At 73.6% G+C, this 15,645-nt stretch carries 12 protein-coding genes; 9 read left to right on the top strand and 3 right to left on the bottom strand.

Annotated features, from left to right (window positions below):
• Positions 1-21: 21 nt before the first annotated feature.
• From LPU61_RS15170 to dusB, 3 genes are all read left to right on the top strand, one after another.
• A complete protein-coding gene (locus LPU61_RS15170) occupies positions 22-597 on the top strand; it encodes a hypothetical protein (RefSeq protein WP_229405238.1) in 576 nt (191 codons plus the stop codon).
• A gap of 120 nt (positions 598-717) precedes the next feature.
• Positions 718-2,097: a glycine--tRNA ligase gene (locus LPU61_RS15165; RefSeq protein ID WP_043966813.1), complete on the top strand. Its 1,380-nt coding sequence runs from the start codon at positions 718-720 to the stop codon at positions 2,095-2,097.
• A gap of 69 nt (positions 2,098-2,166) precedes the next feature.
• On the top strand, positions 2,167-3,342 hold the full coding sequence (gene dusB / locus LPU61_RS15160; protein WP_043966814.1) for a tRNA dihydrouridine synthase DusB: 1,176 nt from the start codon (positions 2,167-2,169) through the stop codon (positions 3,340-3,342).
• A gap of 101 nt (positions 3,343-3,443) precedes the next feature.
• Here dusB and LPU61_RS15155 read toward each other — a convergent pair whose 3' ends face one another.
• The gene (locus LPU61_RS15155; protein WP_043966815.1) at positions 3,444-4,097 is read right to left on the bottom strand and encodes a C39 family peptidase; all 654 of its coding nucleotides are present in this window, start codon (positions 4,095-4,097) and stop codon (positions 3,444-3,446) included.
• A 313-nt stretch (positions 4,098-4,410) separates the two neighbouring features.
• Complete coding sequence (locus tag LPU61_RS15150) at positions 4,411-6,138, bottom strand: beta-N-acetylhexosaminidase (RefSeq protein ID WP_229405237.1); 1,728 nt, start codon at positions 6,136-6,138, stop codon at positions 4,411-4,413.
• A gap of 313 nt (positions 6,139-6,451) precedes the next feature.
• On the opposite strand from LPU61_RS15150, the gene ppdK reads away from it, so the two are divergent.
• Positions 6,452-9,160 (top strand): pyruvate, phosphate dikinase, encoded by a 2,709-nt coding sequence (gene ppdK / locus LPU61_RS15145; RefSeq protein ID WP_229405236.1) that lies wholly within the window; start codon positions 6,452-6,454, stop codon positions 9,158-9,160.
• A 122-nt stretch (positions 9,161-9,282) separates the two neighbouring features.
• On the opposite strand, the gene LPU61_RS15140 is transcribed toward ppdK, so the two are convergent.
• Entirely contained in the window at positions 9,283-9,783 is a 501-nt protein-coding gene (locus tag LPU61_RS15140; protein WP_052504041.1) for a roadblock/LC7 domain-containing protein, read from the bottom strand.
• Positions 9,784-10,063: 280 nt separating this feature from the next.
• Between LPU61_RS15140 and LPU61_RS15135 the strand changes: the two genes are divergently transcribed.
• The 5 genes from LPU61_RS15135 to LPU61_RS15115 all read left to right on the top strand — a co-directional run bounded on the left by LPU61_RS15135 (position 10,064) and on the right by LPU61_RS15115 (position 15,130).
• Entirely contained in the window at positions 10,064-10,414 is a 351-nt protein-coding gene (locus tag LPU61_RS15135; RefSeq protein ID WP_229405235.1) for a VOC family protein, read from the top strand.
• 11 nt (positions 10,415-10,425) lie between these two features.
• The gene (locus tag LPU61_RS15130; RefSeq protein WP_043966820.1) at positions 10,426-11,661 is read left to right on the top strand and encodes a deoxyguanosinetriphosphate triphosphohydrolase; all 1,236 of its coding nucleotides are present in this window, start codon (positions 10,426-10,428) and stop codon (positions 11,659-11,661) included.
• Positions 11,662-11,747: 86 nt separating this feature from the next.
• Complete coding sequence (locus tag LPU61_RS15125; RefSeq protein WP_043966821.1) at positions 11,748-12,578, top strand: siderophore-interacting protein; 831 nt, start codon at positions 11,748-11,750, stop codon at positions 12,576-12,578.
• A gap of 99 nt (positions 12,579-12,677) precedes the next feature.
• Positions 12,678-14,552, top strand: coding sequence for a DNA primase (gene dnaG / locus LPU61_RS15120; RefSeq protein ID WP_229405234.1), 1,875 nt, complete (start codon positions 12,678-12,680; stop codon positions 14,550-14,552).
• The gene (locus LPU61_RS15115; RefSeq protein WP_229405233.1) at positions 14,552-15,130 is read left to right on the top strand and encodes a hypothetical protein; all 579 of its coding nucleotides are present in this window, start codon (positions 14,552-14,554) and stop codon (positions 15,128-15,130) included. Before dnaG ends, LPU61_RS15115 begins: the two co-directional genes overlap by 1 nt.
• Positions 15,131-15,645 lie beyond the last annotated feature (515 nt).

Raw genomic sequence — 15,645 nt, 5'->3', positions numbered from 1 at the left:
GCCGGGCACTACCCTGCACCTATGACCGCACCCGGACCGTCCGGTCCACCCCCGTACCCCGTGGCGCCCGGGCCCGACGGCCCGCCGGCCCCCGGCGTGCCGCCGACGCCCCCGGAGCCGCAGGTCCCCGCGCCCCCGGCCGGCCCCGGGGTGGTCCCGCCGTTCGCGGCGCCCCCCACCGAGGGGCGCGGCGCCCGCCTGTGGCTCGGCCTCGGCGCGGGGGCGCTCGCGGTGCTGATCTGCTGCGGTGGGGGCGGCACGGCCGTGGTGGGCCTCGCGGTCAGCAACGTGCAGGCCGTACGCGAGCAGGGCCGGTCGGTCACCGACGACTACTACCGGGGGCTGGCCGAGCGCAAGTACGACCAGTCGTACGACGCGCTCTGCGACGACGCGCAGCGGCGCGAGTCCCGGCAGGAGTTCGAGCGGCGGGTCGCCGCCGAGCCGCAGATCGACTCGTACCGGGTGGGTGACGTCGACACGGTCAACCTCACCGTGCCCGTCTCGGTCACCTTCAGCGGCGGTGACCGGGGCGACCAGGAGGTCACCCTCGCCCCCGACGAGCAGACCGGCGCCATGGAGGTCTGCGGGGTGAGCTGACCGCCGCCCCCGGTATTCTGTTGGGCTCGGGGTCCCCGCGGTCGTACCGTGGGTCCCGAACCGACCGTTCCGTCCACCGCGCGCCCCCGCCGACCGCCAGCCGGCGTAGGAGGAAACAACATGCCAGCCGACCGTATCGACGCCGTCGTCAGCCTCGCCAAGCGCCGAGGCTTCGTCTTCCCCTCCAGCGAGATCTACGGGGGCACCCGGTCGGCGTGGGACTACGGCCCGCTCGGCGTGGAGCTGAAGGAGAACGTCCGCCGGCAGTGGTGGCGGACCATGGTCCAGCAGCGCGACGACGTCGTCGGCCTGGACTCGGCGGTCATCCTGGCCCGCAAGGTCTGGGAGGCCAGCGGCCACATCGCCGAGTTCGTCGACCCGCTCACCGAGTGCCAGTCCTGCCACAAGCGGTTCCGCGCCGACCACCTGGAGGAGGCGTACGAGGCCAAGCACGGCAAGCCGCTGACCTCGCTGACGGAGCTGAACTGCCCCAACTGCGGCAACAAGGGCACCTTCACCGAGCCGAAGATGTTCAACGGCCTGATGAAGACCTACCTCGGCCCGGTGGAGAGCGACGAGGGCCTGCACTACCTGCGCCCCGAGACCGCCCAGGGCATCTTCGTCAACTACAAGAACGTCGAGACGGTCGCCCGCAAGAAGCCGCCGTTCGGCATCGCGCAGACCGGCAAGTCGTTCCGCAACGAGATCACCCCGGGCAACTTCATCTTCCGCACCCGCGAGTTCGAGCAGATGGAGATGGAGTTCTTCGTCGAGCCGGGCACCGACGAGCAGTGGCACGAGTACTGGCTGCAGGAGCGCTGGAACTGGTACCTCGACCTCGGCCTGTCGGAGGAGAACCTGCGCTTCTACGAGCACCCCAAGGAGAAGCTCTCCCACTACTCGAAGCGCACCGTCGACATCGAGTACAAGTTCCAGTTCGGCGGCAGCGAGTTCGCCGAGCTGGAGGGCATCGCCAACCGCACCGACTTCGACCTGTCCACGCACAGCAAGCACTCCGGCGTCGACCTGTCGTACTTCGACCAGGCCAAGGGCGAGCGCTGGATCCCGTACGTGATCGAGCCGGCCGCCGGCCTCACCCGCGCGGTGCTCGCGTTCCTGCTGGAGGCGTACGACGAGGACGAGGCCCCGAACACCAAGGGCGGGGTGGACAAGCGCACCGTCATGCGCTTCGACCCGCGCCTGGCCCCGGTGAAGGTGGCCGTGCTGCCGCTGTCGCGCAACGAGGCCCTCTCGCCGAAGGCCAAGCAGCTCGCCGCCGACCTGCGCAAGCGCTGGGTGGTGGAGTTCGACGACTCGCAGGCCATCGGCCGCCGCTACCGCCGCCAGGACGAGATCGGCACCCCGTTCTGCGTGACGGTCGACTTCGACACCCTCGACGACAACGCGGTGACGGTACGCAACCGGGACACCATGGCCCAGGAGCGCATCGGCCTGGACCAGGTGGAGCGCTACCTGATCGAGCGCCTCCCCGGCTGCTGACGGTGTAGGAGGGGCCCCGGCCATGCGGAAGGCGTCGGCAGGGGCCCCTCTTACACTTGCCGGGTGAGTGTGAGCGGAAGGCAGGGGAGCGGGCCCGGCGGCGGGCTGCGCATCGGGCGGCACGAGGTGTGGCCGCCGGTGGTGCTCGCCCCGATGGCCGGGATCACCAACGTCGGGTTCCGCCGGCTGTGCCGGGAGCAGGGCGGCGGCATCTACGTCTGCGAGATGATCACCACGGTCGCGCTGGTCGAGCGGAACCCGAAGACGCTGCGCATGATCGCCTTCGGCGACGACGAGCGGCCGCGCAGCCTCCAGCTCTACGGCACCGACCCGGAGATCACCGCCGCCGCCGTGCGGATCGTGGTGGAGAAGGATCTCGCCGACCACATCGACCTCAACTTCGGCTGCCCCGTCCCGAAGGTCACCCGGCGCGGCGGCGGATCTGCCCTGCCCTGGCGGCGGCGACTGTTCGCCCGCCTCGTCCGGGCCGCCGTGGACGCCGCGTCGCCCGCCGGGGTGCCGGTCACCGTGAAGATGCGCAAGGGCATCGACGACGACCACCTGACGTACGTCGAGGCGGGGCTCGCCGCCCAGGACGCGGGCGTCGCGGCGGTGGCCCTGCACGGGCGTACGGCCGCGCAGCGCTACTCGGGCACCGCCGACTGGGACGCCATCGCCACCCTCAAGCAGGCGCTCGACGTGCCGGTCCTCGGCAACGGCGACATCTGGGAGGCCGACGACGCGCTGCGGATGGTCGCCCACACCGGCGTCGACGGCGTGGTGATCGGGCGCGGCTGCCTGGGTCGGCCGTGGCTCTTCGCCGACCTGGAGGCCGCCTTCGAGGGCCGGCCCGAGCGGCGGCTGCCCACCCTCGGCGAGGTGGCGGCGACCATGCGCCGGCACGCCGAGCTGCTGGTCGACCAGTTCACGGCGGGCGCGCGCAACCCGGGCCGGGGCGAGCGGGACGGCTGCACGGACTTCCGCAAGCACGTGGCCTGGTATCTCAAGGGCTTCCCGGTCGGCAGCGAGCTGCGTCGCGAGCTGGCCATGATCGAGAGCCTGGCCCAGCTCGACGACCTGCTCGGCAAGCTCGACCCGGCCGAGCCGTTCCCGGTGGCGACGCTGGGTCAGCCGCGCGGCCGGACGAACTCGCCGGGCAAGGTCTTCCTGCCCGACGGGTGGCTGGCCAGCCGGGACGACGACACCGTGCCGGAGGGCGCCGAGCTGGCCGACTCCGGCGGCTGACGTTTGCAGGGGCCCCTGTGCAACAGAGGCGTTGACAAGGGGCCCTTCCTTACGACGAAGGGCCCGACCCCTGCCGGGGTCGGGCCCTTACGTGTGGTGCGTCAGGAGGCGTAGCCGCGGCTGGCGATCCAGTGCGCCAGGGCGTCGACGTCGATGCGGTAGCTGGCCTGGTCCGGGTTGGCCGAGTCGGCGATCGTCACGGTCTTCCCGCCCTCGGAGTAGCCGACGACGCTGATGTAGTGGCCGCCCTCGAAGGAGTGGCTGACGCCGTCGGTGTCGGTGGCGGTGCCGGCGATGTTGGCCACCACGGCCCGGCCGTCGTCGACCGCGCGGACGATGTCGGCGCGCAGCTTCTCGACGCGCTTACCGTCGACCTTGTCGGCCGGCATCTCCGTGCTGTGGTACGCCTTGCGGCCGGTCTCCTTGTTGAGCACGGGGGTGATGTCGTTGATGGAGTTGGTGCCGGCCTCGGTGGTGCCCATCTCCTTGGCCATGGTGTCCACGTCGATGTTCTTGCCCTGCACGCTCAGCGCGTTGCGCGCCGCCGCCGGGCCACAGTAGAAGAAGTTCGGCTGCGCCTCGTAACGCACGTCCAGCTGACGCTCACCCGCCGGCCGACGCTCCGCCTGCACCGACGCGGCGGCCCGCTCCGCGGGAGCGGCCTGCGCGGCCAGCGCCGGACCCGCGATCCCACCAGCGGTCGCAGCGATACCAGCAACGGTCAGAGCGGTACGACGAATCAGATCGGTACGCATAACAGCGTGCTCCTCTGCTCGGGGGAAAGACACGGCGCCACGGGGGAACGGCGGCACCGCGAGAAGACTGGGGGGACACACACCCGGCGGCCGGGGGGCCTGCTCGGGGCGTCCGGGAGATGTAACCACCCCGGCCCGTCCGCCATTCCCCGACCCGGCATCCGGGCTCACGGGGCGGGGCCGACCAGGGAACCGACCAGGCGGCAGAGCCCCGGTCGCATGCCAGATACAACGCCCCCACCCCCACGCCGATTCCGCCACCGCGGTGACCCGGGCCACGGGACGCGATGGTGCAAACCGTGCATCCCTCGCGTCAGGGCAGGTCGGCCGTGGGTGCGGTCGGCTGCGGTGCCGGGCGGGGGCCGGGGAGCCCGGTGGGGACCGTGGTCGGCCAGGGAATCTCGGGGGCGGGGTGGAACGTGATGCCGGCGGTGCGCCAGCGGGGGCCGTGCCCGGCGAGGCGACGGCGGAAGGACGCCCAGTCGTGCGTACGGCGGGGCGACCAGCCCAGCTCAGCGAGGGCGGGCAGCCGGGGCAGCAGCATGAACTCGATCTCGGCCAGCGAGGTCACCGACTCGGTCCACAGCGGGGCCTCCACGCCCAGCACCGCCTCGGCGGGCACGCCGCCCAGGTGCGTGCCCGGATCCCAGTCGTACGCCCGTTCCACGTCGATGAGGCCCGCCCAGTCGTGCCCGATCGGGGTGTCCGGGGCGTACTTCATGTCCAGGTATGCGCGGTTGCCGGGGGAGAGGATCACCCGCGCGCCGCGCCGGACCGCCTCGGCCGTCACGGGGTCGTCGCCCCCGGTGCCCCACCACTGCAGCACCCGACCGTCGGCGTGCCCGGCCGGGGCGATCTGGTGCCAGCCGACCACGGTCTTGCCGGTGGCGGCGACGATGCCCTGCGTCCGCGCGACGAAGCGGGCGTACGCGTCGGCCGGGACCTTGAACGCCTCGTCCCCGCCGATGTGCAGCCACGGCCCGGGGGTGAGCGCGGCGACCTCGCCGAGCACGTCGGCGACGAAGGCGTACGTGCGCTCGTCGCCCGGGTCGAGGTAGCTGAAGCCGACCTCGGTGCCCGTGTACGGCGGCGGCGCGATCCCGTCCGGCGCGAGCTGCGGGTACGCGGTCAGCGCCGCGTTGGTGTGGCCGGGCAGGTCGATCTCCGGGACGACGGTGACGTGCCGGCGGGCGGCGTAGGAGACGATGCGCCGGTAGTCGGCCCGGGTGTACGCCCCGCCGGGGCCGCCGCCCACCTGGGTCGCCCCGCCGACGGCGGCCAACCTCGGCCAGCCGTCGACGGCGATCCGCCAGCCCTGGTCGTCGGTGAGGTGCAGGTGCAGGTGGTTGAGCTTGTAGCGGGCCAGGTGGTCGATCACCCGCAGGACGTCGGCGACGCCGAAGAAGTGCCGCGCCACGTCGAGCATCGCGCCCCGGTAGGCAAACCGGGGCCGGTCGACGATCACCCCGCCGGGCACCGCCCAGCGGGCGGCCACCGGGGTGGGGCTCTCGACGGCGGGCGGCAGGAGCTGGCGCAGGGTCTGCACGCCGTGCAGGAGGCCGGCCGGGGTGGCGGCGGTGATGCGTACCGCGTCGGGGGTCACGTCGAGCCGGTAGCCCTCCGCGCCGAGCGCGGCGACCGGGCCGGGCGCGTCGCCGGGCGTGCCGGAGAGCTGGAGGGTCAGGCCCTCGGCGGGCGGCGTGGCGTCGGTCACCGGGAGCGGGTATCCGGTGGCCGGCCGCAGCAGGGCCGCGAGTTGCTCGGCGACGTCCCGGGCGGCCGGGTCGGGGCTGACCCGGACGGCCGCGTCGGCGGGGAGCGTGAAGTCGGCGGCCGGGTCGGGCTCGACCCGTTCCGGGGCGGGGACCACGTCGCCCAGCCGGACGGGGGCCGGCGGCGCGAGCCGGTCGACGGCGGCGCGGGCGGCGGCGTGGGCCAGGTCGGCGGCGGCCGGCCCGGGTGCGGTCGGGTCGACGGCCGGGCCGGTCTGGTCGAGCGGTCTGCGGCCGGGCTCGGCGGGGCGGGGCGCGGTGGGCGGCACGGTGCGGACTCCGGGGGGTGTATTTGCGAGGGATATGGCAAAGGTGAAGTTCGGCAGAACCGGTGCGGTCAAGAGTACGAGGGGAGCCGAGAAATGCGTGATCGTGCTCGTGGAAACGTTCCCAAAAACCGGTACGGACGCGGATAGTCGTGACGGCTGTGCCGATTGTCACCAAGTAGTCCCAGGTCATGCGATGTTCGCTTAGCCTTCGCCCACCGATCGGCGACGGCACCGGATTAGCGGTGGTCAGCCCTGGGGTATCAGCAAACTGAACCTTCGTTAAGTGTCAGTCCGGCGCGCGTGGGAGGCTCTGGTGGCAGCGCAAGAGACGGTCGATCACAAGTACGTCTACGACTTCGCCGAGGGCAACAAGGACCTCAAGGACCTGCTCGGCGGCAAGGGGGCGAACCTCGCCGAGATGACGAATCTCGGCCTGCCGGTGCCGCCCGGCTTCACCATCACCACCGAGGCCTGCAAGGCGTACCTCGCCACCGGACGGGAGCCGGACGGGCTCGCCGGCCAGATCGAGGCGCACCTGGAGTCGCTGGAGCGGGGGATGGGCCGCCGCCTCGGCGACCCGCACGACCCGCTGCTGGTCTCCGTACGCTCCGGGGCGAAGTTCTCCATGCCGGGCATGATGGAGACCGTCCTCAACGTCGGCCTCAACGACCGCAGCGTCGTCGGGCTCGCCGCCCAGGCGGGTGGCAACGAACGGTTCGCCTGGGACTCCTACCGCCGGCTGATCCAGATGTTCGGCAAGACCGTCTGCGAGGTGCCGGGCGAGGAGTTCGAACACGCGCTCGACGAGGCCAAGCGCGCCCGGGGCACCACCAGCGACCTCGACCTGGACGCCGACGACCTGCGGGGGCTGGTCGACGCGTACAAGAAGATCTTCCTCAAGCACACCGGGCGCGACTTCCCGCAGGAGCCCCGCGAGCAGCTCGACCTGGCCATCCGCGCGGTCTTCGAGTCGTGGAACGCCGAGCGCGCGGTGCTCTACCGCCGGCAGGAGCGCATCCCCGCCGACCTCGGCACCGCCGTCAACGTGGTGGCCATGGTCTTCGGCAACCTCGGCCCGGACTCCGGCACCGGCGTCGCCTTCACCCGCGACCCCGCCAGCGGCGCGCAGGGCATCTACGGCGACTACCTGGCCAACGCCCAGGGCGAGGACGTCGTCGCCGGCATCCGCAACACCGTGCCGCTGCAGGACCTGGAGCGCCTCGACAAGCGGTCCTACGACGAGCTGCTCGGCATCATGGCCCGGCTGGAGGGGCACTACCGGGACCTGTGCGACATCGAGTTCACCATCGAACGCGGCAAGCTCTGGATGCTCCAGACCCGGGTCGGCAAGCGCACCGCCGCGGCGGCGTTCGTCATCGCCGGCCAGCTCGTCGACGAGGGCCTGATCGACCTCGACGAGGCGCTGCACCGGGTCAACGGCGCACAGCTCGCCCAGCTCATGTTCCCCCGGTTTCAGCTCGACCACGACTTCGAGTCGGTCGCCAAGGGCGTCGGGGCGTCGCCGGGCGCGGCGTCCGGCAAGGTGGTCTTCACCTCCGCCCGCGCCGTCGAGCTGGCCGCCGAGGGCGAGGCGGTCATCCTCGTCCGCCGGGAGACCAACCCTGACGACCTCAACGGCATGATCGCCGCAAAGGGCATTCTCACCTCCCGCGGCGGTAAGACCAGCCATGCCGCCGTGGTCGCCCGGGGCATGGGCAAGACCTGCGTGTCCGGCGCCGACGAGATCGACGTCAACGTGCCGGCGAAGCGGTTCAGCGTCGCCGGACAGACCGTGAGCGAGGGCGACGTCGTCTCGATCGACGGCACCACCGGCAAGGTCTACCTCGGCGAGGTGCCGGTCATGCCGTCGGAGGTGGTGCGCTACTTCGAGGGCACGCTCGACCCCGACGAGGCCGACGACGCGCTGGTCAGGGCCGTACACCGGATCATGACCCACGCCGACGCGGCCCGGCGGCTGGCGGTACGCGCGAACGCCGACACGGGCGAGGACGCCGCCCGGGCCCGGCGCTTCGGCGCGCAGGGCATCGGCCTGTGCCGCACCGAGCACATGTTCCTCGGCGACCGGCGTGAGCTGGTCGAACGGCTGATCCTGACCCGCACCGACACCGAGCGCTCCGACGCCCTCGCCGCGCTGCTGCCGTTGCAGCGCGACGACTTCGTGGAGATCTTCCGCGAGATGGACGGCCTGCCGGTCACGGTGCGGCTGATCGACCCGCCGCTGCACGAGTTCCTGCCCCCGCTGGAGCAGCTCGCGGTCGACGTCGCCGTCGCCCAGGAACGCGGCGAGGACGTGGCCAAGGAGGAGGCGCTGCTCGCCGCCGTCCGGCGGATGCACGAGGAGAACCCGATGCTGGGCCTGCGCGGCGTGCGGCTCGGCCTGGTCATCCCCGGCCTGTTCGCCATGCAGGTGCGGGCGATCGCCGAGGCCGCCGTGCGGGTCACCCGCGAGGGCGGGTCGGCCTGCCCGGAGATCATGGTCCCGCTGGTCGGGGCGGTCCAGGAGTTGGAGACGGTGCGCGCCGAGGCCGAGAAGATCATCGCCGAGGTGGTCGGGGACAGCGGCGTCGAGGTGCTGATCGGCACGATGATCGAGGTGCCCCGGGCGGCGCTGACCGCCGGCCAGATCGCCGAGGCGGCGCAGTTCTTCTCCTTCGGCACCAACGACCTGACCCAGATGGGCTGGGGCTTCTCCCGCGACGACGTGGAGGGGGCCTTCTTCTGGCGCTACCTGGAGCTGGGCATCTTCGGCATCTCGCCGTTCGAGTCGATCGACCGCGACGGCGTGGGCCGGCTGGTGCGGATCGCCGCCGAGGAGGGCCGGGCGGCGCGGCCGGAGCTGAAGCTCGGTGTCTGCGGCGAGCACGGTGGCGACCCGGAGTCCGTCCACTTCTTCCACTCCGTCGGCCTGGATTATGTCTCCTGCTCGCCGTTCCGGGTGCCGGTGGCCCGGCTGGAGGCCGGTCGCGCGGCGGTCGAGACGGTCGGCTCCGACAGCCGCTGAGCGACGGAGCCGTCGCACCGCCGGCGCGGCGGGGCCCGGCCGCACGACGGGCCGGCGGTCGCCGCGTCCGGCGCCGGCCCCGGTGGGGAAGCCGCACGCATCACCCACCGGGGCCGGCGGGCTCAGATCGGCGGACGCCGCCAGCCGGTGGCGCGGGACGCGTTCGGGGTGCGCCCCGGCAGGGTCGCCATCGGGGTCCGCATGGCCAGCGGCGCGTGCGGGTCGGGCGCGGGCATGCTGACGGGCGCGCTGCGCTCCTGGTCGAAGGCCGAGCCCGTCCGGGCGGCCACCTCCCGGGCCTCCCGGTGCAGGGTCTCCAGGTCGGTGCGGGCCCCGGTGACCAGGGTCAGCAGCGCGTGCCGGCCGGCCGGGTAGGTCACCACGCAGCCCCGGGCGGTGAACACGACCGACTCCTGGAACTCGCCGTGTCGGACAGTGTCGGCGACCCGGTGGCCGAGGCCGAAGCTGGCCGCGGCCAGGGCCGCCAGGTGGGTGGCGTCGGTGGTCGGCAGGTCGCTGGAGATGAGCAGGCCGTCGGTGCCGGCGAGCACGCCCCCGGCGACCTCCGGCCGGCGCTGGCGCAGCCCCCGTAGTTCCGTTTCCAGCACCGTGTCAGCGTCCACGAGCGTCACTTCCCGTCGTCCGATTCATCTGGTTCGGATCTGATTCAGGTGTGCGGATCATCGGTAACGTTCTGCTCTGGGAACGCTACCGGTCGCCATGGTGGACCGCGACCCGTCACGGTCGGCGATTAGCCGACAACTCTCGACTGATCGGCTGTTGCGCGCCGCCGGGCGGGGACTCGTCGCGCGGGAGTCGTCGCCGCGCCGTCGGCAGCCCTCAGGCGTAGCCTGGGGGCTCTCGCGAAGGATGTCGTATCGCGCCGGTGGAGGGTGGAACCGCATGACCAGCGTCTGGGAGAGTCTCACCGTGGACGCGCGGGATCCGGCCCGGCTCGCCCGCTGGTGGGCCGAGGCGCTGGGCTACCGGGTGGTGGCCGAGCGGCCCGACGAGGTGGAGATCCGGCAGTCCGCCGACCGGCTCCCGGGCATCGTCTTCCTGCCGGTCTCCGGCGACAAGCAGGGCCGCAACCGCCTCCACCTCGACCTGCGCCCGGCCGACCAGGAGGCCGAGGTCGAGCGGCTGGTCGACATGGGCGCCCGGCACGTCGACGTCGGCCAGGGCGACGCCGACCGGACGGTGCTCGCCGACCCCGAGGGCAACGAGTTCTGCGTGCTGCGGCAGCGGGGATAGCCGGTGCGCGGGTGAGCGACCAGCACTCCGCCGGCGCGCGCTGGGTCGACGAGCCGGCCAAGGACACCGGCGCGGGCCGCTCGCCGTACGAGCGGGACCGGGCGCGGGTGCTGCACTCGGCCGCGTTCCGCCGGCTCGCCGCGAAGACCCAGGTGCACACCGCCGGCACCGACGACTTCCTGCGTACCCGGCTGACCCACTCGCTGGAGGTGGCGCAGATCGCCCGGGAGATGGGCGCCCGGCTGGGCTGCGACCCCGACGTGGTGGACACCGCCGGGCTGGCCCACGACCTCGGTCACCCGCCGTTCGGGCACAACGGCGAGGCCGCCCTGGACCAGCTCGCCGCGTCGTGCGGCGGCTTCGAGGGCAACGCACAGACGCTGCGGGTGCTCACCCGGCTGGAGGCCAAGGTGCTAGCCCCGGGCGGCGGGTCCGCCGGGCTCAACCTGACCCGGGCGTCGCTCGACGCCACCGCGAAGTACCCGTGGCCGCGCCGGCCGGCGGGCGGCAAGTTCGGGGTGTACGCCGACGACCGGCCGGTCTTCGACTGGCTGCGCGCCGGCGCCCCGGCCGAGGGGCGGCGCTGCCTGGAGGCCCAGGTGATGGACTGGGCCGACGACGTGGCGTACTCGGTGCACGACGTCGAGGACGGCGTCCACGGCGGGTACGTGGGCCTCGGCCCGCTGCTGGCCGACCCCGACGAGCGGGCCGCGCTCTGCGCCGACGTGGCCGCCACCTACTCCGGGGAGTCCCCGGCGGACCTGGGCGTCGTGCTGGTCGAGCTGCTCGCCGACCCGGTGCTCGCCCCCCTCGCCGGCTACGACGGCAGCCACCGGGCCCAAGCCGCGCTGAAGGCGACCACCAGCGTGCTCACCGGCCGGTTCGTCTCGACCGTGGTGGCCGCCACCCGGGAGCGCTGCGGGCCCGGCCCGCTGCGCCGGTACGCGGCCGACCTGGTGGTGCCGCGCCGGGTCCGCGCCGAGTGCGCGCTGCTCAAGGGGCTGGCGCTGCGCTACGTGATGCGCCGCCCCGGCGCGCGGTGCCGGTACGAGCGGCAGCGGCAGATCCTCGCCGAGCTGGTCTCCGCCCTGACCCGACGGGCCCCCGAGGCGCTGGACCCGGTCTTCGCCCCGCTGTGGCGGGACGCCCCGGACGACGCCGCCCGGCTGCGCGTGGTGATCGACCAGGTCGCCTCGCTCACCGACCCGGCCGCCGTCGCCTGGCACGAGCGGCTGCGGGCCGACTGAACGCCGAGGCCAGGGCCGCGAACGGGCCGGTGGGCGGCGGCGGACGGCCGGTGGGCAGCCGAGCGGACTTAGGCTAGCCTAAGCGCATGACGGAGCGCCCGAAGAAGGTCACCACCGCCCGGGTCCTGCGGACCTGGCGGCCCACCCCGCACGTGATCCGGCTGGTGCTCGGCGGGGAGGAGCTGACCGGCCTCCCGGTGGGCGAGCACACCGACCACTACGTGAAGCTGGTCTTCCCGCCGGACGGGGTGACCTATCCGGAGCCGGTCGACCTCGCGGCGATCCGCCGCCTGCCCGCCGAGCAGTGGCCGCGGCTGCGCGCGTACACGGTGCGGTCCTTCGACGCGGCGGCCGGCGAGCTGACCATCGACGTGGTGCACCACGGCGACGAGGGGGTGGCCGGCCCCTGGGCGGCCCGGCTGCGCCCCGGCGACCCGGTGCGGTTCGTCGGCCCCGGCGGGGCGTACGCGCCGAGCCCGGACGCCGACTGGCACCTGCTGGTGGGCGACGAGAGCGCGCTGCCGGCGATCGCCGCCGCCCTGGAACGGCTCCCGGCGGGCGCACCGGCGCGGGTCTTCCTGGAGGTGGCCGACGCCGCCGAGGAGCAGCCGCTGCCCAGCAAGGGCGACGTCGAGCTGACCTGGCTGCACCGGGCCGACCGGCCGGTCGGCGAGGCGCTGGTGGCGGCGGTGCGGGCGCTGGACTTCCCGCCCGGCACGGTGCACGCGTTCGTGCACGGCGAGGCGACCTTCGTCCGCGAGCTGCGCCGGCTGCTGCGCGTCGAGCGCGGCGTGCCCCGGGAGTGGCTGTCGATCTCCGGCTACTGGCGGCGGGGCATGGACGACGAGGGCTGGCGCTCGACGAAGCCCGACTGGAACCGGCAGGTCGAGGCCGACGAGGCCACCGCGCCCGCCTGACGCGGTGATCGGGACGGCGGGGGCGCCTCCGCCCGCCGTCCCCCCGACGCCGTGTGGGTCACCCCGGCAGGGCAGGATGTAGGGCCGAGGGGGTGGCGAATGGCTGGGCGGATCCGCGACGAGGACATCGCGCTGGTCCGGGAGCGCACCTCGATCGCCGAGGTCATCTCGGACACGGTGACGCTCCGGTCGGCCGGCGGCGGCAACCTCAAGGGGCTGTGCCCGTTCCACGACGAGAAGAGCCCCTCGTTCAACGTCTCGCCGGCCCGCAACGTCTGGTACTGCTTCGGCTGCGGGGCCGGCGGCGACGCGATCAAGTTCCTGATGGACGCCGACCACCTCAGCTTCGTCGAGTCCGTCGAGCGGCTCGCCGCCCGCGCCGGCATCCAGCTGCGGTACGTCGAGAACGACCAGGCCGCCCCGCGCGCCGCCCGCCCCCAGCAGGGGCAGCGGCAGCGCCTGGTGGCCGCGCACGCCGCCGCCGTCGAGTTCTACCAGGCGCAGCTCGGCACGGCCGGCGCCCGTCCGGCGCGGGAGTTCCTCGCCCAGCGGGGCTTCGACCGGGCCGCCGCCCAGCGCTACGCCTGCGGCTTCGCCCCGGACGCCTGGGACCTGCTCACCAAGCACCTGCGCCAGCAGGGCTTCACCCACGACGAGCTGGTCACGGCCGGCCTGTCCCGCCCGTCGCGCTCCGGCACCCTGATCGACCGGTTCCGCCGCCGGCTGATGTGGCCGATCCGGGACATCACGGGCGACCCGATCGGCTTCGGCGCCCGCAAGCTGTTCGACGACGACGACGGCCCGAAATACCTGAACACCCCCGAGACGCCGATCTACAAGAAGTCGCACGTCCTCTACGGCATCGACCAGGCCAAGCGGGAGATCGCCAAGCAGGGCAAGGTGGTCGTCGTCGAGGGCTACACCGACGTGATGGCCTGCCACCTGGCCGACGTCCCGACGGCGGTGGCGACCTGCGGCACGGCGTTCGGCGCGGACCACATCTCGGTGCTGCGCCGGCTGCTGCTGGACACCGACGACGTGGCCGGCGAGATCATCTTCACCTTCGACGGCGACGCCGCCGGGCAGAAGGCGGCGCTGCGCGCGTTCGACGACGACCAGCGCTTCGTCGGGCGTACCTTCATCGCGGTCAGCCCCGACAACATGGACCCGTGCGACCTGCGCCTGGCAAAGGGCGACCTGGCGGTGCGCGACCTGGTCGCCCGCCGCGAGCCGCTTGTCGACTTCGCGCTGCGCCACGTCATCAACCGGTACGACCTGGACACCGTCGACGGCCGGGTGGAGGCGATGCGCCGGGCCGCGCCGATCGTCGCGAAGATCAAGGACCGGGAGAAGCGCCCCGAGTACGTCCGCAAGCTCGCCGGTGACCTCGGCATGGAGATCGAGCCGGTGCAGCGGGCCGTGCTCGCCGCCGCCTCCGGCCAGCCCGCCGGGGCCGCGGCGGCGGCACCGGCGCGCGCCGCCCGGCCCGCGCCCGGCGCGGACAGCCCGATGTCGCTGGTCGAGCGGGAGGCGCTGAAGCTCGCCCTCCAGGAGCCGGTGCTGGCCGGGCCGATGTTCGACGCGGTCGAGGCGGCGGAATACCAGCACCCGGTGCACGTGGCCGTGCGGGAGGCGATCGCGGCGGCCGGCGGGGCCGCCGCCGCCACGCAGGGCGCGGTCTGGGTCGAGGCGGTCCGCGACGCCTGCGCCGACCTCGCCGCCCAGGCCCTGGTGGGCGAGCTGGCCGTGGAGCCGCTGCGCATCGACGGGGAGCCCGACCCCCGGTACGTCTCGGTGACCATCGCCCGGTTGCAGTGGGGCTCGGTGACCGGCCGGATCCGGGACCTCAAGTCGAAGATCCAGCGGATCAACCCGGTCAGCAACAAGGACGAGTACTTCGCGCTCTTCGGGGAGCTGCTGTCGCTGGAGCAGCACGCACGGGCGCTGCGCGAGCAGGCCGCGGGAGGGCTGTGATGGGGCTGTTCAGTCGCAAGCCGAAGCTGCCTGCGGCGGCCCGCCCGCCGCTGGCCGACGCCGAGCGGGTGCTGGCCTGGGCCGGCTCTGGCTCCGGCTCCGGCTCCGGTGAGGCTGCTGCCGCGGGCGAGGCCGGCGGTCCGGGCGTCGGCGTGCTGGTCGCCACCAACCTGGGGCTCTGGCTGCCGGGGCGGGACGCCCGGCTGGGCTGGCACGACGTCCTCAAGGCCGTCTGGTCGGGACGGGAGCTGACCGTCACCCCGGCCGAGCGGCTCGCCGAACGCGCCGGGTACGTGCTGGTGGCCGACGGCCCCGCCGAGACGTACCTCCTGCTCGAACCGGGTGAGCTGCCGCACCAGGTGCGGGCGCGGGTGACCCGTTCGGTGGCGTACACCCAGCACCACCCCGTGCCCGGCGGCGCCGGCCGGATCGCCGCCCGCCGCGTGCCCGGGGCGGACGGTCTGACCTGGACGGTCCGCTACGACCCGGGCACTCCCGCCGACGACGAGGCGGTGGTCGCCGAGACCGGCCGCCTGGTCGCCGCCGCCCGCGCCGCCACGGCCCCCACCGACCTCTAGGGCCCCGCCGACGAGGCGGCGACGCTCGTTCGGCGCGTGACGCAGCGCTACCGCCCGCCCGACCCCCACCACCCTTCCCCGCCCCTTTGCTCTGCACCCACGGACGCAGCGGGTTACGCAGCGCTGTCCGGGGTCGGCCGGCCCGCCCTGACGGACGCCGCAGATGCGCTGCTCAGGCCAGTGTTGCGCGGGTGGGTGCAGAGCAAAGGGGACAGGGGGTCTCTGGCGGGGCGGGCAGGTCGACACGCAGCGTGAGGCCCCGGCGCGGTCCCCTCGCCACGCCCGTGTTCACCCACGGTGAGGCGGCAGGTGGCGGGCCGTGTCCCTTCGGCGGCTGGTCGGCGGCCGACTGACGGTTCCGTCTGCACCTTTCCCAGATCAACTACTTGCTTTTGTTCGAACGGACGAAAGTTGTGGTCAGATCGGCCGAAGCTCTGGACAGCAGCCGCAGAACGCTTCTACTGTGTCGCACACAACACGTCGCGATTTCGTCGATGTGAACGACTCCGATGCGG

The sequence above is a fragment of the Micromonospora sp. NBRC 110038 genome (genome assembly GCF_020884815.1).
GTDB lineage: Bacteria > Actinomycetota > Actinomycetes > Mycobacteriales > Micromonosporaceae > Micromonospora > Micromonospora haikouensis.
This window is presented reverse-complemented; position numbering and strand designations above follow the sequence as displayed.

Coding starts and splice junctions, on each gene's coding strand:
- LPU61_RS15170 (WP_229405238.1), top strand. CDS start 22: ATGACCGCACCCGGACCGTCCGGTCCACCCCCGTACCCCGTGGCGCCC.
- LPU61_RS15165 (WP_043966813.1), top strand. CDS start 718: ATGCCAGCCGACCGTATCGACGCCGTCGTCAGCCTCGCCAAGCGCCGA.
- LPU61_RS15155 (WP_043966815.1), bottom strand. CDS start 4,097: ATGCGTACCGATCTGATTCGTCGTACCGCTCTGACCGTTGCTGGTATC.
- LPU61_RS15135 (WP_229405235.1), top strand. CDS start 10,064: ATGACCAGCGTCTGGGAGAGTCTCACCGTGGACGCGCGGGATCCGGCC.
- LPU61_RS15125 (WP_043966821.1), top strand. CDS start 11,748: ATGACGGAGCGCCCGAAGAAGGTCACCACCGCCCGGGTCCTGCGGACC.
- dnaG (WP_229405234.1), top strand. CDS start 12,678: ATGGCTGGGCGGATCCGCGACGAGGACATCGCGCTGGTCCGGGAGCGC.
- LPU61_RS15115 (WP_229405233.1), top strand. CDS start 14,552: ATGGGGCTGTTCAGTCGCAAGCCGAAGCTGCCTGCGGCGGCCCGCCCG.